This window comes from Neobacillus niacini (assembly GCF_030817695.1).
Classification (GTDB): domain Bacteria; phylum Bacillota; class Bacilli; order Bacillales; family Cytobacillaceae; genus Neobacillus; species Neobacillus niacini_F.
Map to the genome: position 1 here is coordinate 2,258,754 of NZ_JAUSZQ010000002.1, position 19,616 is coordinate 2,278,369.

The window sequence follows — 19,616 nt, forward strand, 5'->3', positions numbered from 1 at the left end:
AAATGAAGGTGAATTTACATCCAAAAGAAGGATTGTTGATAAATGCATTTATGCTCGTTTTTATTATCCATGCAGCACAGGTAGGAGTAGGGTTAGTGGGGCTTCCAAGAGTTGTTTATTTAGAAGCAAAGCATGATGCTTGGATATCTGTTTTCCTAGCAGGCATGATAACTTCTGTTGTTTTAACATTTATGATTCAAATGCTTAAACAATATGACAGTGCAGATTTGTATGGTATTCATGTCGATATATTTGGTAAATGGGCAGGATATTCTCTGAATATTATTTACATGATTTATATGACATCTACTTTTTTTGTCATTTTAATGAACTACGTTGAAATTGTTCAAGTGTGGATATTCCCAACTTTGCCAACTTGGCAAATCTCCCTTGTTCTCATATTGTTAATCATTTATGCAGTTTATGGTGGAATAAGGGTTGTTGTTGGAGTGGCCTTTCTTTCTGTGATCGGTACCTTTTGGCTGGTTATCGTGATGTTTATACCCTTACAATACGGTGATTTTAACCATTTGTTTCCAATTATGAATACAAATGTAAAACAACTTTTAAGGGGAGCTCAGAGTACAACACTTTCTATGTTGGGTTATGAATTAATATTGTTTGTTTATCCATTTGTGAAAGAGAAACATAAAGCAATGTTTTTTGTTCAAATTGGTAATCTGATTACAACGATTGTGTTTACACTTGCAACGCTTGTTTGTATTGTATTCTTCGCTTCGAATAGCTTGGAAAAAACAATCTGGCCGGTTTTATCGATGTTTAAGATTGTTAGACTTCCTAACTTGGAAAGGTTTGAATTTATCGCTGTTTCTTTTTGGATGCTGATTATTTTGCCCAATATGTGCTTCTATGTTTGGGCAGCTTCAAAGGGCTTTTCTAGAATTTTAAGAAAAAAACAAAAATGGGGTATTTGGATTATCGGGATTGCTGCCTATGGAGCAACATTTTTTATAAAGTCACGATATCAAATGAATACTGTTACGGATTTAATTGCAAAGGCAGGTTTTTACTTTGCTTTTTGCTATCCAGTCCTTCTTGCGATTATTGTCTTCATAAAAAAATGGTTTAAAGGGAGGGAGAGTAAGCATGCAGAAACGTCGTAAATGGCTGCAAATGGTGATTGGGATAAGTTCTTTCTTTTTACTAACAAGCTGCGGAGTTGAAACAAGGCAATTGGAAAGATTAGGACTCATTACAGCAATCGGGTTTGATTTAAAGAAGGAAAATGAAATTAAAGGGACAGTTGCAGTAACAAAATTTGATCCAATGGCCAAAGTTATGACCAACTTGATTTCTGCCGATGCGAATACACTCCAAACTTTACGAGCAGAGGAAAATCTTGCAATCGACCAAAGACTAGAAATGGGTCAGCTCCGGTGTGTCATATATAGTAAGGAGTTGGCGGAAAAAGGAATTATTCAGCTTGTAAATGCTCTCAATCGTGATCCGACTGTTGGGAATATGGTTTATTTAACGATTGCTGAAAAAGATGCTTTTTCCATCATTAGTATGGACGAGAAGAAAATAAAGGTGAATATAGGAACCTATTTATATAATTTAATTCGACAAAATGTTGAAAGGGAACTTCTAATCTCTCCGACACTTCATGAATTTAATCACGAATTTTTTGATTACGGCAAGGATCCGGTGTTGCCAATATTAAAAGTAAGGAAGGACAAGGTAGCGATTTCAGGGGTTGCTTTATTCAATGATGACCGAATGGTAGCAAGATTAAGTAATGATAAGCTCTTTTATTTAAAACTCTTAACAGATGAATATCGTACAGGTTCCAAGGAATTAGAATTTGACCGCGACGAATTCAAGAAAATTATTAACACACATGGTGGGAAGAATTTTGGAGAAATATATAACAAGCTATTTATTAGTATCGATAATTTGCGCAGTAATACGAAAATTGATTTGGTGGACAAAAAGAATCTTCGTTTTAAGGTCGAGGTAGAAATGAATTCTAGATTGCTGGAATCCACGAATTATTTAGAATTAAGCGCCCCCGCTAACATGAAGTTCATAGAGAAAAAAGTAAGTGAGGAAATGGAAAGCCAAATTAAAAAACTCCTTGTGTTTTTCCAAGAAAAACAAGTCGACCCAGTTGGAATAGGAAATGAGTATATGGCTCATGTTCGTGGCAAACTTATATCACAAAAGGAATGGAAAGAATTATATAAGAATGCTAAATTTGATGTTGAAGTAAATAATACTCTTACTCAAACAGGAACAATGGATTAACAAGCCGTTGTCTTTCTTCTTTTGTGAATCTTTGTTAAACTAATCACGAAAAGAAAAAGGTTGCGGGGGATTAATATGAAGTATCGATTGTCGTTTTTATTATTAGTAATTATTGCACTCCTATCAGCTTGTGGGCAGAAAGGGATTGAGAATCCGCTTGATTATCCAGTAAATGAATTTAAGGCTGTCACACAAGAAAATGAACCATTTGAAAAGAAGAATTTGGACGGAAAAATTTGGGTTGCCGACTTTATTTTTACAAATTGCGCAGATGTTTGTCCGCCAATGACGGCTAACATGACAAAGCTGCAAAAAATGGTGGATGAAGAAGAGTTGAAGAATGTCGAGTTTGTATCATTTAGTGTCGACCCAACTGTTGATACACCCGAAAAACTAACAGAGTATGCGAAGAATTTCGGGTTGAAGGATGATAATTGGACTTTTTTAACAGGCTACTCACAGGAATTTATTGAGACTTACGCGAGGGAAACATTCAAAACGTTAGTAAAAAAACCACAAGAAGGTGACCAGGTTATTCACCAGACATACTTTTTCTTGGTAGGACCAGATGAAAAGGTTAAGAAAATTTACGATGGATATCAAGAAGTACCATATGAGGAAATGATTAGTGATATAAAATCCTTACAATAGACCTTTTTCCGGGTCTATTTTTTTGGTAATGAATACATATAGGACTAGCTTGTTTTGTATTATTTTTGTTCTGTTATAATATCATTAGTAAGAGGTGGTGATACGAATGAAAAAACTATTCACCCTTCTCATTCTTTCGACATTTTTCTTAAGTTCTTGCAGTCAATCCGATCGGTTGGAATTACATAAAGCACGGACGGCTTCGGCTGTTGTTTATGAAGAGATACCTGCCGATTTTGTCCCAAAGGAGATACGAATTATTTCCGCTGGTGACTCATTAACAGAAGGTGTAGGAGATAGTACCAAAACTGGTGGATACCTGCCTTACTTAAGAACTTTGCTCGAAGAAGAAAAGGGAATTAAGGAAGTTGATTTCTACAACTTCGGTGTAAAAGGTGATCGTACCCTGCAATTATTAAAAAGACTGCAGACAGAAGAGATGAAAGAAACACTTTCTACTGCTGATTTGGTGATATTGACGATAGGTGGCAATGACATTATGAAGGTAGTCAAAGATAATATCTCAAATCTTCAACTGTCGGTTTTTAATAAGGAACGAGAAGTATACATTAACAATTTAATTGAAATCATGAATTCCATTATTCGAGTAAATCCCGAAGCTTATATCGTTTTGGTTGGAGTATACAATCCTTTTTCCCAATGGTTTTCAGATATTAAAGAGCTTGACAAAATTGTTACGGATTGGAATGAGGCAAGCCAGAGGGTTGTTTCTAATTATTCAAATGCCTATTTTGTTGGGATTGAAGATATATTTATAAACCCAGCTGAAAGTTTATTGCATACTGATAACTTCCATCCAAACGATAAGGGGTATGAATTAATTGCAGGGCGATTAAACCAAACCCTAGAAGAACGAACATTACCTGATCTCGTTAAAAAGGCGTATATGGTCAGTAAAGAGGAGAACTAGCTTTCTATGAAAAATAAATGGAAAACGGGATTCTTTCTTTTATTAGGGTTCATTGTCATTATCATTATTATTCTTTTATCTTTAGTCATGATACCGGGTGATGAAAAAGGAAAGATTCAACAAACTGTACCCGAAAACAAAACTGTTTCTTTCGAGGTAAAATCGAATAAGACGGACCTTAATGTATTAATAAACCAGTATATTAAAAAGGAAGCGGCCGATTCACCGATAGAATATAGTGTACAGCTGCAGGATGAAGTGGAATTGTATGGTACCTTACAATTTTTTAGTCAAGAGGTAGATTTAAAACTTACCTTCGTTCCAGAGGCATTAGAAAATGGTGATTTAGTCCTAAAGCAGAGGTCAATTTCTGTGGGCAGCCTGCCTTTGCCTGTATCCTATGTACTGAAATTTATCAAAGACAATTATAAGCTCCCAAAAGGTGTAGACATTTTGCCAAATGATAAAAAGATTCATGTACACATGGAGCAATTAGATCTAAAAAGTGATGTTAGTATAAAAGTAAACAGATTTGACTTACTAAAAGATGATATTGCTTTTACAATACTCGTACCCGTTGAATAAGGTGGCTCACATTAAGGTGAACCACCTATTTTTTTACCCCTAATCCTTCAACACCATTGCTTGAAAGGCAGGATCTCCTTTTGATAGACCTATCAATACAATGGTATAGGTTTCATTTGGACGAAACTGTGCTTTTGGCAGTGGGAGGACCACATTCTTCGTGCCTGCCTCCCTCACCTCTAAATCAACAGTCATCGGCATGATTCCTAGATAGTCGGTAGCCTGTTTGTAGGAAATGTTGGGAAAGACAACATCTCGGTCTTTAACGGCAATATCCAGGGCACCTGTATCAGATGATAAATGCAGGAAGCGTATTTTAGATTCGTTTGGCGGAACTTCCGGTTGAGTTAGGTAAGGCAGCAGCCGCATTTTTTTCACAGAGTCGATAGCTGCTAATGTATACGATTTACCAGGCTCAATCGTAATTCTCTTGTTGAGTACACTATCGATCGAATTTCCGGTTGGGTAAATATCAATGTGATACTTACCAGGTTTTAATGCTAAATAATTGCTTGCCACTCTAAATGGGAGGCGTTTTACTTGCATTTGCCCATTAATATAAATATCAATATCAGGGGAATCTGGTGAGGTGTGAAGGAACCGGACCCTGCCTTCGGCCTGACTCTGTTGGATGTTACGCATAATCATCGCTTTATTCATATATTTTAAATGTTTCAGATAGTAATGCATGTGCAAGTTTGGGTTAGAGTATTTAAAATTATGAGCCAGCAAATCATACATTGCAGCCCTTTGAAGATAATCAGTATGATTTCTATTTCCAGACATACCATTTGCTCCTTTCTTTCGTTCTTTACAAATTAATTTATTCATGCATGTTTAGGTGGGTGTCTATATTTGGATTTTTTGTTTACATATGGATAAACTTGACATATACTTAAAACAAATAAGTCGGAAGGCGGGTGAAGTGTAATGTTAAATGTAAATACGTTAATTGCCGTTAATTTCAATATCCTTTGCACAGCCCGCGGATTCACCATATAGGGGAATCTATACCCATTATTCCTTTTGTGAATAAAACCATGGGCTGTGTTGCCTATGGTTTTTTATTTTACAATTTTTGGAGGAATATGGATGAATTTAAACACAATTGGATTGACTGAAAAGATAAATAATGACTTTCATTCTTTAAAACAAAGTAATGACATGATTATTGGCCGGGTGGCCTTGGAGCATAAACATATGTATCGTGTATGGACGGAGGATGGGGAATTACTTTGTGAGGTTTCTGGTAAATTCAACTTTGAAGTGTTAAATCGTGAGGATTACCCTGCTGTAGGAGATTGGGTGATTTTGAAACCGCGTATCGATGAAGGAAAAGGAACCATTTATTCAGTACTGCCTCGCTTTAGTAAATTTTCGCGTAAATCAGCTGGGAGAACAGCTGAAGAGCAAATCGTTGCTGCAAACGTGGATACTGTTTTTCTTGTAAACTCTTTAAATGATGATCTCAATTTAAGAAGAATCGAACGTTATCTACTGCTGACCTGGGAAAGTGGTGCTAATCCTGTTATTGTCTTAAGCAAGGCGGATTTATGTAATAACATCGAGGGAAAGCTTGCAGAAGTCGAAGCAATTGCTTTTGGGGGCGTACCGGTTATAGCCATTAGTGCAGAGTTAAGAAGCGGAATTGAACAGCTTGAGGCTTACTTACAACCAGGTAAGACAATTGCATTATTAGGGTCATCAGGGGTAGGAAAATCAACTTTGACCAATTTGTTGCTGGGTGATGAGAAGCAGGCGGTTAAGGAGATTCGTGAAGGTGATGACAAGGGACGTCACACCACCACACACCGTGAACTGATTCAGCTTCCAAATGGCAGCGTGTTGATTGACACACCAGGAATGCGAGAATTACAGCTATGGGAAAGTGTGGATGGTTTAACTGAAACGTTCACAGACATCGATGAATTAGGTGAAATGTGCAAATTCCGGGATTGTAAGCACAAGGATGAGCCGGGATGTGCGGTTCTGGAGGCGATTGAAGAAGGTAGATTGGATGCAGGACGCTTAACCAGCTACAACAAGCTCCAAAAAGAGCTCGCCTATATCGAAAGAAAAGCTGACAAACGTGCGCAAACCGAAGAACAGAAAAAGTGGAAAACCATTACCAAACAGTCAAGGCAAAAAAAGAAAATAAAATAAAGAATTGCAGCCGAACCCGGGGCGTGGTTCGGCTTTTAATTTGAATTTGGTCAATTGGGATATAATCGGAACGCAGAAATAATTCATTTGAGGAGAAAAACAGCAAATTGTATTTCTTTGTGAAGATTCGGTATACTCATAGTCAAAGCAATAAAATCCAAAGGGGTGGGAATTGTGGAGGAAACGAAACAACTGGCAACTTTTGCTGGCGGCTGTTTTTGGTGTATGGTGAAGCCATTTGATGAGCAGCCGGGTATTATTAGTGTCTTATCTGGATATACTGGCGGGCATGTTGAAAATCCTACATATGAACAGGTTTGTTCTGAGTCAACTGGTCATTATGAAGCCGTTCAAATTACCTTTAATCCAGAAATTTATCCATATGAAAAACTGCTAGAATTATATTGGCAGCAAATTGACCCTACCGATCCTGGGGGCCAATTTTATGACCGCGGCCAGTCCTATCAAACAGCTATTTTTTATCATGATGAAAGACAGAAAGAGCTCGCGGAACAATCTAAGAAGGCATTACAGGAGATCGGCCGCTTCACAAAACCGATCGTTACGCCTATTCTGCCAGCAAAAACCTTTTATCCAGCAGAAGAATATCATCAGCATTACTATAAGAAAAATAAAGCGCACTATGAAGGATATCATGTAGGCTCAGGTCGAGCAGGATTTATCAAGGCACATTGGGGGGAGAAAAATGAAAAATAAGGAACAACTGAAAAAAGAATTATCACCGATGCAGTATGAGGTAACGCAAAATAACGGAACAGAGCCTCCTTTCCGTAACGAATATTGGAATGAAACGAGAGATGGCATTTATGTGGATATCGTTTCTGGAAAGCCGTTATTTAGCTCTCTTGATAAATACGATGCGGGCTGCGGCTGGCCGAGTTTTACCAAGCCGATTATAGAGGAAGAAGTTGTAGAAAAAGAAGATTATAGCCACTTTATGGTTCGGACAGAAGTAAGAAGTAAAACGGCTGATTCTCATTTAGGCCACGTTTTCGATGATGGTCCTGGACCAAATGGACTGAGATATTGCATTAATTCAGCAGCCTTACGTTTTATTCCGAAAGATCAGCTTGATGAAGAAGGATACGGAGCCTATAAAAAGCTTTTTGACGAACATTAAAAAGCCGCGGATTTGGTCTTACCCCTGTCAAGTAGACAGCTTAAAAAAACTATGCGACTAACGCGTGTCGGTATTCAACTGGCGCGCGTTGGTTTAGTTTCTTCTGAAAACGTTTGTAATTATAGTGGTAGATGTAATCTTCGATTGCTTGTCTAATCTCATCTTCTGTTTTACACTGTTCTATATACAACTTCTCTGTTTTAAGGTGCGAAAAGAAGGATTCGATGCAGGCGTTATCCAGGCAGTTTCCTTTGCGAGAGTGGCTGCCCTTTACGCCGTATTCTTCTAGTCGTTTGTTGTATAGCTTAGACGTATACTGAAAGCCTTGATCTGAATGTAGAACGGCTTCAGCTACGTCTTTTTTGCTTGTCCATTGAGAAACAGTATTTAAGACAAGTTCAAGATCATTTCTTCTTGATAACTCCCATGCTACAACTTCATTATTAAACAAGTCTTGAATGACCGATAAATAATAAAATTGCTTACCATCCGAAACGTATGTAATATCCGTAACCATCTTTTGATTAGGAGCTATTGCCTCGAATTTTCTATTAAGACGATTAGGTTGTATCACAGAAGGTGTGTGTCCATGTCGTTTCCTCTTTTTGCGTATGATAGCTTGAATCTCCATTTCTTTCATAAGACGGTATACCTTTTTATGATTAATTGAATAATCGTTTTCATTTAACCAAGTGGTCATACGAGGGTATCCAAATTCAGGATGAAGTAAATGAATCCCCATCATGTGTTCTCTTATATCCTGATCTTGTTTGGCTCTTTCTGCTCTATCTTTCTGAGTAGCCCTCCACTTATAGTAACTAGCTGGCTTAACATAAGCGATCTCTAACAACCAGGTAATACGATGGGTATCTTTTAATTCATCAATGATCTCATATTTGATTGGTTGAGCGATTTCCTCTCCTCCTTTACCAGATTTGGATACTGCTTTTTTAAATAATCCACCTGCGCTTTCAAATAATCTCTTTCTTCTTCGACGGATTTAAATATGGTACGTGGCCTACCTTTAAATGGACTAGTAGCTCCAACTCTTGTATCAAACTGTTCCCCATCTTTCCACTTCCTAACCCAAACTTTAAGTTGAGTACAATTTTTAATGCCAAGTTCTTCAGCTAAAACCGCATAACTTTTATTTCCATTGATATACTTCATAACTGCTTGTAACTTAAATTCATCAGTATAACTCTTAAATTCTTGTCCCTTTTTAGCCATTGAAAAATCCCCTCCAAGTATAAGTGTACCACCGACAATAACTATTGTGGTTTTTTTACACTGTCTACTTAAAGGGGATAATATCAATTTCGCGGCTTTTTCTATTGACCTTTTGCTTTTGAAGTGGAGGTCATTCCACCTGAAAGGATAAATTTCATAGCTTCTTCTGGCTTAACGTCAATAATTTCTACTTGCTCCTTCGGGATTAAGAAGGTAAATCCGGCCACTTGAAATGTTTGCGGAACATAAACCGCCACATGGTCCTTAAGAGGGCTATAGAAATCCTCCAACTGTTCAGAAGTAATAAACCCCATACTCCTCATCTGTGTTCCTGGAATCACAACAAGTGCCACCTTTGAAAAAGACTTTTTTTCACCTAAAAAGGATTGAACCGTATCTTTTATGACAGAGTAAATCGTTTTTACAACAGGAATTTTTTCCAGCCATTTATCAATCAGTCTAATAATACTTCCAGTAATAAATTTTGTAGATAACCAGCCTAACAGCGTGATTAGTACAATCGTGGTTAGCAAACCGATACCTGGAATGTAATCTTCTTGAAGATAAGGTCTTAATGTATTTCCAAGCAGTCCGTCGAGAAACAGAAATGTTTTGTAAATAACAAAGATTACAAGAATAATGGGAACAATGGTCAAAATACCGTTAACAAAGCTCTTCAAAAGAGTTTTCAAATTCATCACCTACATTTTCTTCATTGATTCTCATAATATAGGCGAATGCACAGACAGGTCAAGTACCTATTACATAAATTAAGAGTGTTAACAGACAAAAACCTTAAGGAGTGAATCGGTATGCATTATGGTCATGGGTTTGGTCAAGATTGCTGTGGTTATGGATTTCCTGCACAAGTAGGTGGATGCGGATTCGGCTATGGCACATTCGTATTAATTGTGGTGTTGTTTATTTTATTAATCATCATCGGTGCAAGCTACTGCTGAACCTAAAAGACTCAGGTGAAAGCCCTGAGTCTTTTTTTGTTTTTGTTATTTTCTAAAAACAAGCAAAACACGAACGATGGTGTTTTATATTTAGAAATAGTTCGTTTTTATTGTTGACGGATAGCAATATCTTTGATATATTTACCAAGGGTTAAGCAAATACGTCTTGGAGGTTTTGGACAATGGAAAATAGATATGATGTTATAGTAGTGGGTGCAGGCCCAGCGGGGATATTTACCTGTTATGAACTTACACTAAAAATGCCGAACGCAAAGGTGCTGTTAGTGGATAAAGGGCATGATATTTATCGGAGAAATTGTCCAATCTTAGATAATAAAATAGAGAAATGCCCTCCGGCCGCAGGCAGGAAAGAATTTGCAGGATGTTTGCCGGCATGTTCAATCACAGCAGGTTTTGGTGGTGCAGGTGCATACTCTGACGGGAAGTTTAATATCACGAGCGAATTTGGGGGATGGATGACCGATTATCTTCCAGATTCCCAAGTTGTCGATTTGATTAAATATGTTGATGCTATAAATTTAAGTCATGGTGCAACGGAAAGTATTACCGATCCACTAACAGATAAAGTTAAGGATATCGAACGCCGCGGCTATGCAGCAGGATTAAAACTCTTACGTGCTCAGGTTCGTCACCTTGGAACAGAGCAAAACTTGAAAATTATGAAAAGTATCTTTGAATACTTAAATGATAAAATTGAAATGTTATATAAAACTGAAGTTGAAGATATAATTACTGAAAGAACATCTGCCGGACATACCATCAAGGGAATAAAGCTTAAAGGCGGAAAAGACCTTTATGCTGATAAGGTCGTTATCACCCCTGGAAGAGATGGATCCAAATGGCTGACTGAAGTTTTAAAGGCTCGTCGTCTCAAGATGAGTAGTAACCAAGTAGATATCGGCGTTCGTGTTGAAACATCCGACATCGTTATGCAGGAAATTAATGAGAATTTATATGAAGGGAAATTTGTTTTCAATACTTCTGTTGGAACAAGAGTACGCACTTTCTGTAGCAATCCTTCAGGGCATGTGGTCGTTGAAAATCATTCCGGCATTATGCTTGCCAATGGCCATGCTTACAAGGATCCGAAGCTAGGAACCCCAAATACCAACTTCGCTTTGCTTGTATCACATACTTTTTCAGAGCCTTTTGATAAACCGACTGAATATGCACACGAAGTATCACGACTTGCGAATGCTCTTTCAAATGGCGGTCTAATTGTTCAAAAATATGGAGATATTTTAAAAGGACGCCGTTCAACAGAGAGAAGAATTAAAGAGGGATTCATTGAACCGACACTAAAAGAGGCGGTACCTGGAGACCTTGGCTTAGTTCTTCCATATAATACACTTAAGAGTTTAATAGAGATGACTGAGGCATTGAATCAAATTACGCCAGGATTAGCTTCAGAACACACTTTGTTCTACGGTGTGGAAGCAAAATTTTATTCTGCAAGGCCAAAGCTTAATGACAAGTTTGAATCAGAAATCAGCGGTTTGTATGTAGGCGGCGATGGCGCTGGAATTACCCGCGGTCTTGCTCAAGCAAGCGCATGCGGTGTCTGGATCGCAAGAGATATCATCAAAAAAGCAACAACCGAACCAAAAAAGGAAGTCGTTATGGCCTAAACCCGCTAAATTTAGCGGGTTTGTTTTACTATAAACGCATAACAAAAGGGGGAACGAATTCCCCCTTTAACCAATCGTTACTTTTTCTTTTGGATAATGAATTTTCTCCTGGCTATTATCTTTACCTCTTAAAATCAATAGGCACGTCACGATCCCCAATCTTCCGATAAACATCAACAAAATAATGAGTATTTTCCCGAATGTTGTTAATATCGGTGTTAAGCCCATTGATAATCCATTTGTTCCGAACGCAGATGTTACTTCAAACACTACCTGAATCAAGGTACCTTTTTCCGTAATTGATAGGATTAATATCGAGACTAAACAGAGGCTGGCGGCAGTTGATATCACGATAAAGGATTTAATAACATCCTCCGTATGTAGTTCTCTTCTAAACACTTTAATGGACCCTTTTCCCCTTGCATAAAAGAAAATGGCCAGTAAAACAATGGCAAACGTCGTGGTTCTGATTCCACCGCTTGCACTGCTTGGTGAACCGCCGATAAACATTAAAACCGACATGAAAATCTGATTACTCGGTGTCAATTCATTCAAATCCATCGTCGCCAGCCCTGCACTTTTGGTGGTGGCAGAATTAAATAGGGAGTAGAAGAAGGCTGCATGCCAGGATTTATCGGCAAAAAAATGATAACTATCGAGTAAATAAATAATAATGCTGCCGACAATGGTTAAGATGACAAATGTTGCAGTCGTCAATTTCGTAAATAAAGAGAAATGATATCTTCTTTTACTTTTTAAACTTAAGAAGTATTCATAAACCTCAACGATAACTGGGAATCCAATCGCTCCAATAATCATTAACAAAATAATGATAGTTTGAACAAAGTAGTCATCATTAAAAGGTATTAATGATTCCCCCGTAATATCAAAACCTGCATTCGTCGTGGCACTAATGGAGCTAAAGAATCCATGTTTAAATGCAGACAAGGGGCTATCGAAGTATTTCAAGAAACGCAAACCTAAAATGAAACCGCCGATTATTTCAAATGAAATGATGGTAATGAAAATCCGTTTTGCCAGCTGCACCAAACCAGATAAGTTAGATTGATTTTGGTCCACCATGATAAGCTGGCGTTCCTTTAACCCTACTTTTTTTCCAATCATAATCCATAGGAATGTGCTAAGTGACATTACACCTAATCCACCTATTTGGAGGATGATACACAACAGAAATATTCCAAAATTATTAAAGGTATCTTTTATTGAGATGACACTTAGGCCAGTTACACTGACAGCACTCGCAGAGGTAAATAAAGCGTCAATAAAACTAAGGGATGCATTTTCATGATGTGCCCATGGTATTAACAAAAGCAATGTCGAAATAATTAACGCAGATAAGTAAAAAATTACAATTAATTGAATCGTTGATAAAACTCTCTTTTTAGATACTGGCTTATTCGATTTATTCATTTAATCCATCCTTATGTAAATCTAAGTGTTATTCTATATGAACTACCCTTAAAAGTAAAAGATAGTTTTCTCACAATATAAATAAGATGAAAGTATTAAAAAACTCGCACATAGAATGAACTAAAAGGGGAAGTGGTGTCAGGTTGGAACGTACGTATCTAATAAAACCATCACTCGATGATACTTTGCCAATGATTGACTATGGCAAAGGGGTTTATTTGTATGATCGGGAAGGAAAGAAATATCTTGATGGTGCCTCAGGCGCTGTCACCGCGAATATTGGCCACGGAGTACCCGAAATCCTCGAAGCGATGCAGGAACAGGCAAAAAAGATATCGTTTGTTTACCGCTCTCAATTTACAAGTGAAGCAGCCGAAAAACTGGCTGAGAAAATTTCATCCCTAACTCCAGGAGACCTAAATTGGTGCTTCTTTGTTAATAGCGGGTCTGAAGCGGTCGAAACGGCAATGAAGATGGCGATTCAATATTGGCAGGAAAAAGGGATACAAACTAAAACGAAGGTATTATCAAGGTGGGTCAGCTATCATGGAATCACTTTAGGTGCACTTTCTTTGTCCGGGCACACAGGAAGAAGAGCGCGATTTGTTCCGCTGCTCGAGGATTTTCCGGTAATCAATCCTCCTTACTGCTACCGCTGCCCCTATAGCCTTGAGTCACCTTCCTGCGGATTTCTTTGTGCGCAGGAGCTTGAACATGCAATCAAACGTATTGGTGCGAATCATATTGCCGCCTTTATTGCAGAACCAGTAATCGGAGCCGCCGGTGGTGCCATTGCAGCTCCAAAGGATTATTTTAAAGTAATCAAAAAAATCTGTGATGAAAATGACATCCTTTTTATTGCGGATGAAGTTATGACAGGTTTTGGTCGAACGGGATCAATGCTTGCGATGGAACAATATGAAGTTATTCCAGATATTGTCGCTTTAGGGAAAGGGATGGGTGCTGGCTATGCTCCTATAGCGGCAGCACTTGCAAGTGAAAAAGTCATTGAGCCCATTTTAGCGGGGACAAAAGTAGTGATGAGCGGACATACCTTAAGTGCAAATCCACAATCCTGTGCCGTTTCTCTTGCCGTACTAGAATATTTAGAAAAAAATAAGATTGTTAGTGAGGTAGAATCCAAGGGAGAATACCTAATGAAACTCCTGCTCCCATTGAAAAATCAATTTTCCTTTATAGGTGATATTAGGGGGAAAGGTTTATTGCTTGGAATTGAATTTGTCAAGGATGCTGCCAATAAAACTCCTTTCCCTCGAAACGCACAAATCACCCAAACGATTATTACTCTTGCTAAAGAAAAAGGACTGCTCGTTTATCCGGCAGGTGCCGGTATAGATGGGGTACATGGTGACTCCATTATTGTTTCACCGCCATTAACGATTACCCATAGTGAAATAGAAGAATTAGTTTCTCTATTAGCAGAAACCTTTGAAGATTTCTCAAAGCAAATAAAGTCGGGTGGTGTTTAGATGGAGAATCCATTTGGTAAAATTACAACCTTAGAAAAGGTTTTGGAACTCTTCTATAACGGAATGACGTTAATGTTTGGGGGATTTGGCGGTGTCGGATCCCCGCCAACACTCATTTATGGAATCCTCGATAAAGGGATAAAGGACATCACCTTAATTGGAAATGATACTGGATTTCCACATATCGGCATTGGAAAACTAGTGAGTCAGGAAAGGGCAGTAAAGGTGATTGCCTCGCATATAGGTTCCAATCCAATTGCCGGTAAACTCATGCATGAAGGAAGGCTTGAGGTTGAATTTTCGCCGCAAGGGATATTAGCAGAAAGGATTCGTGCTGGAGGAGTCGGTCTTCCTGCAATTCTAAGTGATATTGGAATGGACAATGAACTCGTATCAAAAAATAAGCCCCATTTTCTCCTCAACGGGAAGGACTACTTAATAGAAACAGCTTTAACCGCAGAAGTATCAATCGTTTATGCCAAAAAAGCAGACCCCTATGGAAATTTAATTTATGACAAAAGTGCCCGGAATACGAATCCACTTGTGGCAATGGCTGGAGACATTACCATTGCAGAGGTAGAGGAAATCGTTCCGCTCGGAAGCCTTGACCCTGATGAAATTGTTACTCCCGGAGTTTTCGTCGACCATATTATTCCTTCGAAGGGAGTGAACTGGAAATGGGCTTGGGAGTAGATTTTCGCAATACCATTGCAAAAAGAGCGGCAGAAGAAATCCACAATGGAATGGTTGTAAACCTCGGTATTGGAATTCCCTCCTTAGTTCCCAACCATTTACCGAAGAACATGATGGTCATGTTCCATGCTGAAAATGGGATTACAGGAATGGGACCAAGCCCAGAAAAAGGGAAGGAAGATGAGAATTTATGTAATGCCGGCGGATTTCCGGTTACCTTGAATCCAGGTGGTTCTTACTGTGATAGCGCTGTGGCATTTGGGATGATACGACGAGGACGGGTGGATATCACCATTTTGGGTTCCCTTCAAGTCAGCGCACAGGGGGATTTGGCAAACTGGATTGTTCCAGGAAAAAAGGTCCCTGGAATGGGCGGTGCCATGGAACTCGCCCAAAAAGCAAGAAAAGTAATTGTATTAATGAATCATTGTGATAAGGCAGGAAATCCGAAAATTGTCACGTCTTGCACCTTACCGCTAACCTCTGCTGCTTGTGTGGATATGATCATCACAGAATTGGCCGTATTCAAGGTGACTGCTAAAGGATTATTGTTAACAGAATTGTTTGCGCCATACGATTTGCAGATAGTCGTCAATAAGACTGAATGCGATTTTACAGTAAGTGATACGATTCGGAAAATAGCCTATTAATCTCACCCATTCTTCTAAGGAAGGAGTGAACGTATTGAATAATCATGAAGAATTAATCAAGCAATGGCTGAAGGACAATCGTGCTAGAGGAACCCGGTTTTTACAAATCCTCGTCCAAGAGAATAGTACAAGAGGAAATGAAAGTAGTGCACAGGCTGTCATCATTGAAAAATGCCGGCAGTTAGGGTTGAATCTTGATATTTGGGAAATTGACCGGGATGAGTTAAAGGAGCATGAGGCATTCTGCTGTGACCGTCAGAGTTTTGAAGGAAATCCGAATGTCGTTGCTGTATTAAAAGGAACGGGAGGCGGGAAATCAATCATCCTAAATGGACATATCGATGTGGTACCGGTCGGCGATGAGAAGAACTGGGAACATGATCCGTTTAGTGGGCATATTGAGTGCGGTAAACTCTATGGACGCGGAAGCACAGATATGAAGGGCGGGACCGCAGCGCTTATTATGGCAGTCGAAGCAATTATTGCTACGGGAATCAAGCTTAAAGGGGATATTATTTTTCAAAGTGTGATAGAAGAAGAAAGCGGAGGTGCTGGTACGCTTGCTGCCGTCCTAAGAGGCTACCGGGCCGACGGGGCAATTATCCCGGAACCAACGGGTATGAAGATTTTTCCGAAACAGCAGGGTTCGATGTGGTTTAGGATTACCGTAAAAGGCAGGGCAGCACACGGAGGAACGAGATATGAAGGTATTAGCGCCATCGAAAAAGCAGTACTAGTGATACAAAAACTGCAGCAATTAGAGAAGAATCGAAATATTAAAATCACGGATCCGCTATTTAACAGCATTCCAATTCCAATCCCGATTAACATTGGAAAAATAAATAGCGGCGAGTGGCCATCATCTGTTCCTGATCTGGCTGTAATTGAAGGAAGAATGGGCGTATCCCCTGAAGAGACAATTTCCGCCGCACAAGGGGAAATGGCAGCTGTATTGGATGAACTCAATCAACAAGATGATTGGTTCCGAGAGCATCCACTTGGGATTGAGTGGTTTGGGGGAAGATGGCTTCCTGGGAACCTGGAAGTGGATCATCCATTAATGAAGACACTATCTGAGAGTTTTGTAGAAATTAAAGGAGAGAAGCCAGTTATTGAAGCAAGCCCATGGGGGACGGATGGTGGTATTCTCTCAAATGTTGGAAATACACCAGTGGTTGTTTTTGGGCCTGGAATAACTGCCACGGCACATGACGCCAATGAACACATTCTTTTGGAGGATCTGTTTGCGGCAAGCAAGATTATTGCTCTAACACTATTAAAGTGGTGTGAAGTCAGTGAGTAAGAGGAAATCCCTTCGATCTAGTAAAATTTTGTACAATAGTAAAAAATGACTCTTTCATTTGGAGGGATTAGGATGAAGAAAGACTTATGGATAGGCGGCGAATATCGAAGTGCTTCTTCCTATATGGAGCTGAAAAATCCATTTAACTTGGAGAGCCTTGCACAGGTAGGTATTGCCAACCATGAGGATGTGCAGGTTGCAATAGCTGCCGCCGAACAAGCTCAAGTAAAAATGGCAGAATTGCCTGCCTTTGAACGGGCGGAAATACTTGAAAAAGTAGTACAGTTTCTTAGAGATGACCGTGAGGAATGTGCAAGAATAATAGCGTTGGAAGGTGCAAAACCACTTAAAGCAGCTAGAACAGAAGTAGACCGAACGATTATGACCTATACCTTTGCAGCCCATGAAGCGAGGAAAATTCATGGTGAAACCGTGCCAATGGACGCCGCTCCTGGAGGGCAGGGGAGGCTCGCTTTTACAGTCCGGGAACCTTTAGGTGTCATAGCAGCCATCACCCCGTTCAATTTCCCTATGAATCTCGTTGCACATAAAGTGGGGCCTGCCATTGCAGCCGGAAATAGTGTTGTTCTAAAGCCAGCAAGTCAAACACCATTATCTGCTTTTAAGATAGCTGATTATTTTCACCGTGCGGGTTTGCCCGCTGGTGCACTGAATGTCATCACCGGAAGCGGCCGCAGCATTGGTGATATCCTAATGAAAGATGACCGTATCAAAATGATTACCTTTACCGGGAGTCCTGAGGTGGGAACCTATATCCGTGAAAATTCTGGATTAAAACGTGTAACCCTTGAGTTAGGATCAAATTCAGCATTAATCGTCGACGAAGGGGTAGGTTTAAATCAAGTCATCCCTAGGATTGTTACTGGAGCCTTTGCCTATCAAGGGCAGGTTTGTATTTCCATTCAAAGGATATTTGTTCATGAAAACATATTTGAGACTTTTGTGGAGCAGTTCGTACGTGAAACGCAAAAGTTGAAGGCTGGCGATCCATTAGAGGAAGATACGGATATTTCAGCGATGATTACTCGAGGAGATGTGCAGCGAACACAAAGTTGGGTAGATGAAGCCGTTAAGAATGGCGCTGAATTGAGGCTGGGGGGCAGTGCGGAAGAAGGAATTTTCCAGCCAACCGTTCTCGTAAATGTAGCTTCTACCGAAAAAGTAAGTTGTGAAGAGGTATTTGCTCCTGTCGTGCATATCAATACTTTCACTGAATTTAATGAAGCAATCAATTTGGTGAATGATTCAAAATATGGGCTCCAAGCGGGAATCTTTACGAATGATATTCATAAAGCACTTCAAGCAGCCAAAAAACTTGAGGTGGGTGGTGTCATGATTAATGAGATCCCTACCTTCCGAGTAGACCAAATGCCATATGGCGGGGTTAAAATGAGCGGAATGGGCCGAGAAGGCATTAAATATGCAGTTGAAGAAATGACTGAACTAAAGCTGATCAGCTTTAAAACAGAGTAGTGAAAATGTCTGGCTGATTCAGTCAGGCATTTTTTGTAAATAGGTAATTTACATTAGGGGGTTCAGTGTTTGGATTGGATTATAAATTAGAATACGAATGGAGTGTCGGTGATGAATCAAAGTGCCTCCACTATGTTAATTGAAGAAAGTAATTTTTTTTTAGAAGTGTATCTCGATCCTTTTAATAAAAGAATTCGCATTGATGATTACCGCGGCAATACTCAACTAGTGTTGGATAAAGCGGAGGAGTTAGCACGCGAGCACCAGGTGGAAAAATTAATTATGAAAGCACGATTAGAAGATCTCTTACACCTATATGAAAAAGGTTTACAGCCGGAAGCTGTAGTTGATCGTTATTTTCTCGGGTCTGATGCCCATTTTTTTTCGAAGTTTTATACAGTGGAGCGAAAGAAAAATGACCATTGGATGACAGAGGACGGAATGATTCAAAGTATTTATCAATTGGACACCACCATTGATAAGCCCTTTCCGCCTAAGGAGTATGAATTAAAGAAAGCAGATAAAGCATGTGCCAAAGAGCTTTCAGCTTTATATCGCAAGGTATTTCAGATTTACCCTGCACCCTTGCATGACCCAGAATATGTGGAAAAGACCATGAAGGAAGGGACCGTTTATTACGTTTTCTTTTACCAGGGGAAAATTGTTAGTGCGGCTTCTGCTGAAGTAAATTCTTTTTACAAAAATGCGGAATTAACGGATTGCGCGACATTAAAGGACCACCGAAAGTATGGGTTAATGAAAATTATCCTCCGTGAGTTAGAGGGTGAGCTGAGAAGGCAGGGGATATTTTGTGCCTACTCAATTGCGAGAAGTTTATCTTTTGGAATGAATGCGGTGTTATATCAACTCGGATATAAGTACCGTGGTCGACTAATGAATAACTGCTACATTTATGACAAGCTGGAGAATATGAATATGTGGGTAAAGAATCTGGCGAACTGCTAATATTTCGGCAAT

At 39.2% G+C, this 19,616-nt stretch carries 20 protein-coding genes; 16 read left to right on the plus strand and 4 right to left on the minus strand.

Annotation, left to right across the window (positions count from 1 at the left end; all coding sequences use genetic code 11):
• Positions 1–2: 2 nt before the first annotated feature.
• From QFZ28_RS11695 to QFZ28_RS11715, 5 genes are all read left to right on the plus strand, one after another.
• Positions 3–1,124 (plus strand): GerAB/ArcD/ProY family transporter, encoded by a 1,122-nt coding sequence (locus QFZ28_RS11695; RefSeq protein ID WP_307194790.1) that lies wholly within the window; start codon positions 3–5, stop codon positions 1,122–1,124.
• Positions 1,108–2,268: a Ger(x)C family spore germination protein gene (locus tag QFZ28_RS11700; RefSeq protein WP_307194791.1), complete on the plus strand. Its 1,161-nt coding sequence runs from the start codon at positions 1,108–1,110 to the stop codon at positions 2,266–2,268. Before QFZ28_RS11695 ends, QFZ28_RS11700 begins: the two co-directional genes overlap by 17 nt.
• A 75-nt stretch (positions 2,269–2,343) precedes the next feature.
• Entirely contained in the window at positions 2,344–2,919 is a 576-nt protein-coding gene (locus tag QFZ28_RS11705; protein WP_307194792.1) for an SCO family protein, read from the plus strand.
• A gap of 106 nt (positions 2,920–3,025) precedes the next feature.
• Positions 3,026–3,850, plus strand: a complete 825-nt coding sequence (locus QFZ28_RS11710; RefSeq protein ID WP_307194793.1) for an SGNH/GDSL hydrolase family protein — start codon at positions 3,026–3,028, stop codon at positions 3,848–3,850.
• Between the two features lie 6 nt (positions 3,851–3,856).
• Positions 3,857–4,435 carry a YpmS family protein gene (locus QFZ28_RS11715; RefSeq protein ID WP_307194794.1) on the plus strand — a complete coding sequence of 193 codons (579 nt, stop codon included), beginning with the start codon at positions 3,857–3,859 and terminating at the stop codon, positions 4,433–4,435.
• Between the two features lie 39 nt (positions 4,436–4,474).
• Here QFZ28_RS11715 and QFZ28_RS11720 read toward each other — a convergent pair whose 3' ends face one another.
• Positions 4,475–5,221 carry a DUF4397 domain-containing protein gene (locus QFZ28_RS11720; protein ID WP_307194795.1) on the minus strand — a complete coding sequence of 249 codons (747 nt, stop codon included), beginning with the start codon at positions 5,219–5,221 and terminating at the stop codon, positions 4,475–4,477.
• Between the two features lie 306 nt (positions 5,222–5,527).
• On the opposite strand from QFZ28_RS11720, the gene rsgA reads away from it, so the two are divergent.
• The 3 genes from rsgA to msrB all read left to right on the plus strand — a co-directional run bounded on the left by rsgA (position 5,528) and on the right by msrB (position 7,739).
• Positions 5,528–6,598, plus strand: a complete 1,071-nt coding sequence (gene rsgA / locus QFZ28_RS11725; RefSeq protein WP_373428061.1) for a ribosome small subunit-dependent GTPase A — start codon at positions 5,528–5,530, stop codon at positions 6,596–6,598.
• 225 nt (positions 6,599–6,823) lie between these two features.
• Positions 6,824–7,315 (plus strand): peptide-methionine (S)-S-oxide reductase MsrA, encoded by a 492-nt coding sequence (gene msrA, locus QFZ28_RS11730; protein WP_373428126.1) that lies wholly within the window; start codon positions 6,824–6,826, stop codon positions 7,313–7,315.
• Positions 7,305–7,739: a peptide-methionine (R)-S-oxide reductase MsrB gene (gene msrB, locus QFZ28_RS11735; protein ID WP_307194797.1), complete on the plus strand. Its 435-nt coding sequence runs from the start codon at positions 7,305–7,307 to the stop codon at positions 7,737–7,739. The genes msrA and msrB overlap by 11 nt, the downstream gene beginning before the upstream one ends.
• Positions 7,740–7,788: 49 nt before the next feature.
• Here the strand turns inward: msrB and QFZ28_RS11740 are convergent.
• Positions 7,789–8,969, minus strand: a protein-coding gene (locus QFZ28_RS11740; protein WP_307194798.1) for an IS3 family transposase whose coding sequence is annotated in 2 segments (ribosomal slippage) — positions 7,789–8,681 and positions 8,681–8,969 — 1,182 coding nt in all. Because the reading frame shifts where the segments join, the coding sequence is not laid out codon by codon here.
• 101 nt (positions 8,970–9,070) lie between these two features.
• A complete protein-coding gene (locus QFZ28_RS11745; protein WP_307197007.1) occupies positions 9,071–9,661 on the minus strand; it encodes a DUF502 domain-containing protein in 591 nt (196 codons plus the stop codon).
• Positions 9,662–9,781: 120 nt separating this feature from the next.
• Between QFZ28_RS11745 and QFZ28_RS11750 the strand changes: the two genes are divergently transcribed.
• Both QFZ28_RS11750 and QFZ28_RS11755 read left to right on the plus strand, forming a co-directional pair.
• Entirely contained in the window at positions 9,782–9,928 is a 147-nt protein-coding gene (locus QFZ28_RS11750) for a YjcZ family sporulation protein (protein WP_307194799.1), read from the plus strand.
• Positions 9,929–10,110: 182 nt separating this feature from the next.
• Positions 10,111–11,577, plus strand: coding sequence for an NAD(P)/FAD-dependent oxidoreductase (locus QFZ28_RS11755; RefSeq protein ID WP_307194800.1), 1,467 nt, complete (start codon positions 10,111–10,113; stop codon positions 11,575–11,577).
• Positions 11,578–11,643: 66 nt separating this feature from the next.
• Here the strand turns inward: QFZ28_RS11755 and QFZ28_RS11760 are convergent, their stop codons facing one another.
• On the minus strand, positions 11,644–13,008 hold the full coding sequence (locus tag QFZ28_RS11760; protein WP_307194801.1) for a TrkH family potassium uptake protein: 1,365 nt from the start codon (positions 13,006–13,008) through the stop codon (positions 11,644–11,646).
• Between the two features lie 143 nt (positions 13,009–13,151).
• On the opposite strand from QFZ28_RS11760, the gene QFZ28_RS11765 reads away from it, so the two are divergent.
• The 6 genes from QFZ28_RS11765 (at position 13,152) to ablB (ending at position 19,604) form a co-directional block, all read left to right on the plus strand.
• A complete protein-coding gene (locus QFZ28_RS11765) occupies positions 13,152–14,498 on the plus strand; it encodes an aspartate aminotransferase family protein (RefSeq protein WP_307194802.1) in 1,347 nt (448 codons plus the stop codon).
• Positions 14,499–15,191 (plus strand): CoA transferase subunit A, encoded by a 693-nt coding sequence (locus QFZ28_RS11770; protein ID WP_307194803.1) that lies wholly within the window; start codon positions 14,499–14,501, stop codon positions 15,189–15,191.
• Positions 15,176–15,841: a 3-oxoacid CoA-transferase subunit B gene (locus QFZ28_RS11775; RefSeq protein WP_306073659.1), complete on the plus strand. Its 666-nt coding sequence runs from the start codon at positions 15,176–15,178 to the stop codon at positions 15,839–15,841. The genes QFZ28_RS11770 and QFZ28_RS11775 overlap by 16 nt, the downstream gene beginning before the upstream one ends.
• Before the next feature lie 34 nt (positions 15,842–15,875).
• The gene (locus QFZ28_RS11780) at positions 15,876–17,144 is read left to right on the plus strand and encodes a peptidase (RefSeq protein ID WP_307194804.1); all 1,269 of its coding nucleotides are present in this window, start codon (positions 15,876–15,878) and stop codon (positions 17,142–17,144) included.
• 72 nt (positions 17,145–17,216) lie between these two features.
• Positions 17,217–18,638: an aldehyde dehydrogenase family protein gene (locus QFZ28_RS11785; RefSeq protein ID WP_307194805.1), complete on the plus strand. Its 1,422-nt coding sequence runs from the start codon at positions 17,217–17,219 to the stop codon at positions 18,636–18,638.
• 111 nt (positions 18,639–18,749) lie between these two features.
• Positions 18,750–19,604 (plus strand): putative beta-lysine N-acetyltransferase, encoded by an 855-nt coding sequence (ablB, locus tag QFZ28_RS11790; protein WP_307194806.1) that lies wholly within the window; start codon positions 18,750–18,752, stop codon positions 19,602–19,604.
• The last annotated feature ends 12 nt before the right edge of the window (positions 19,605–19,616 follow it).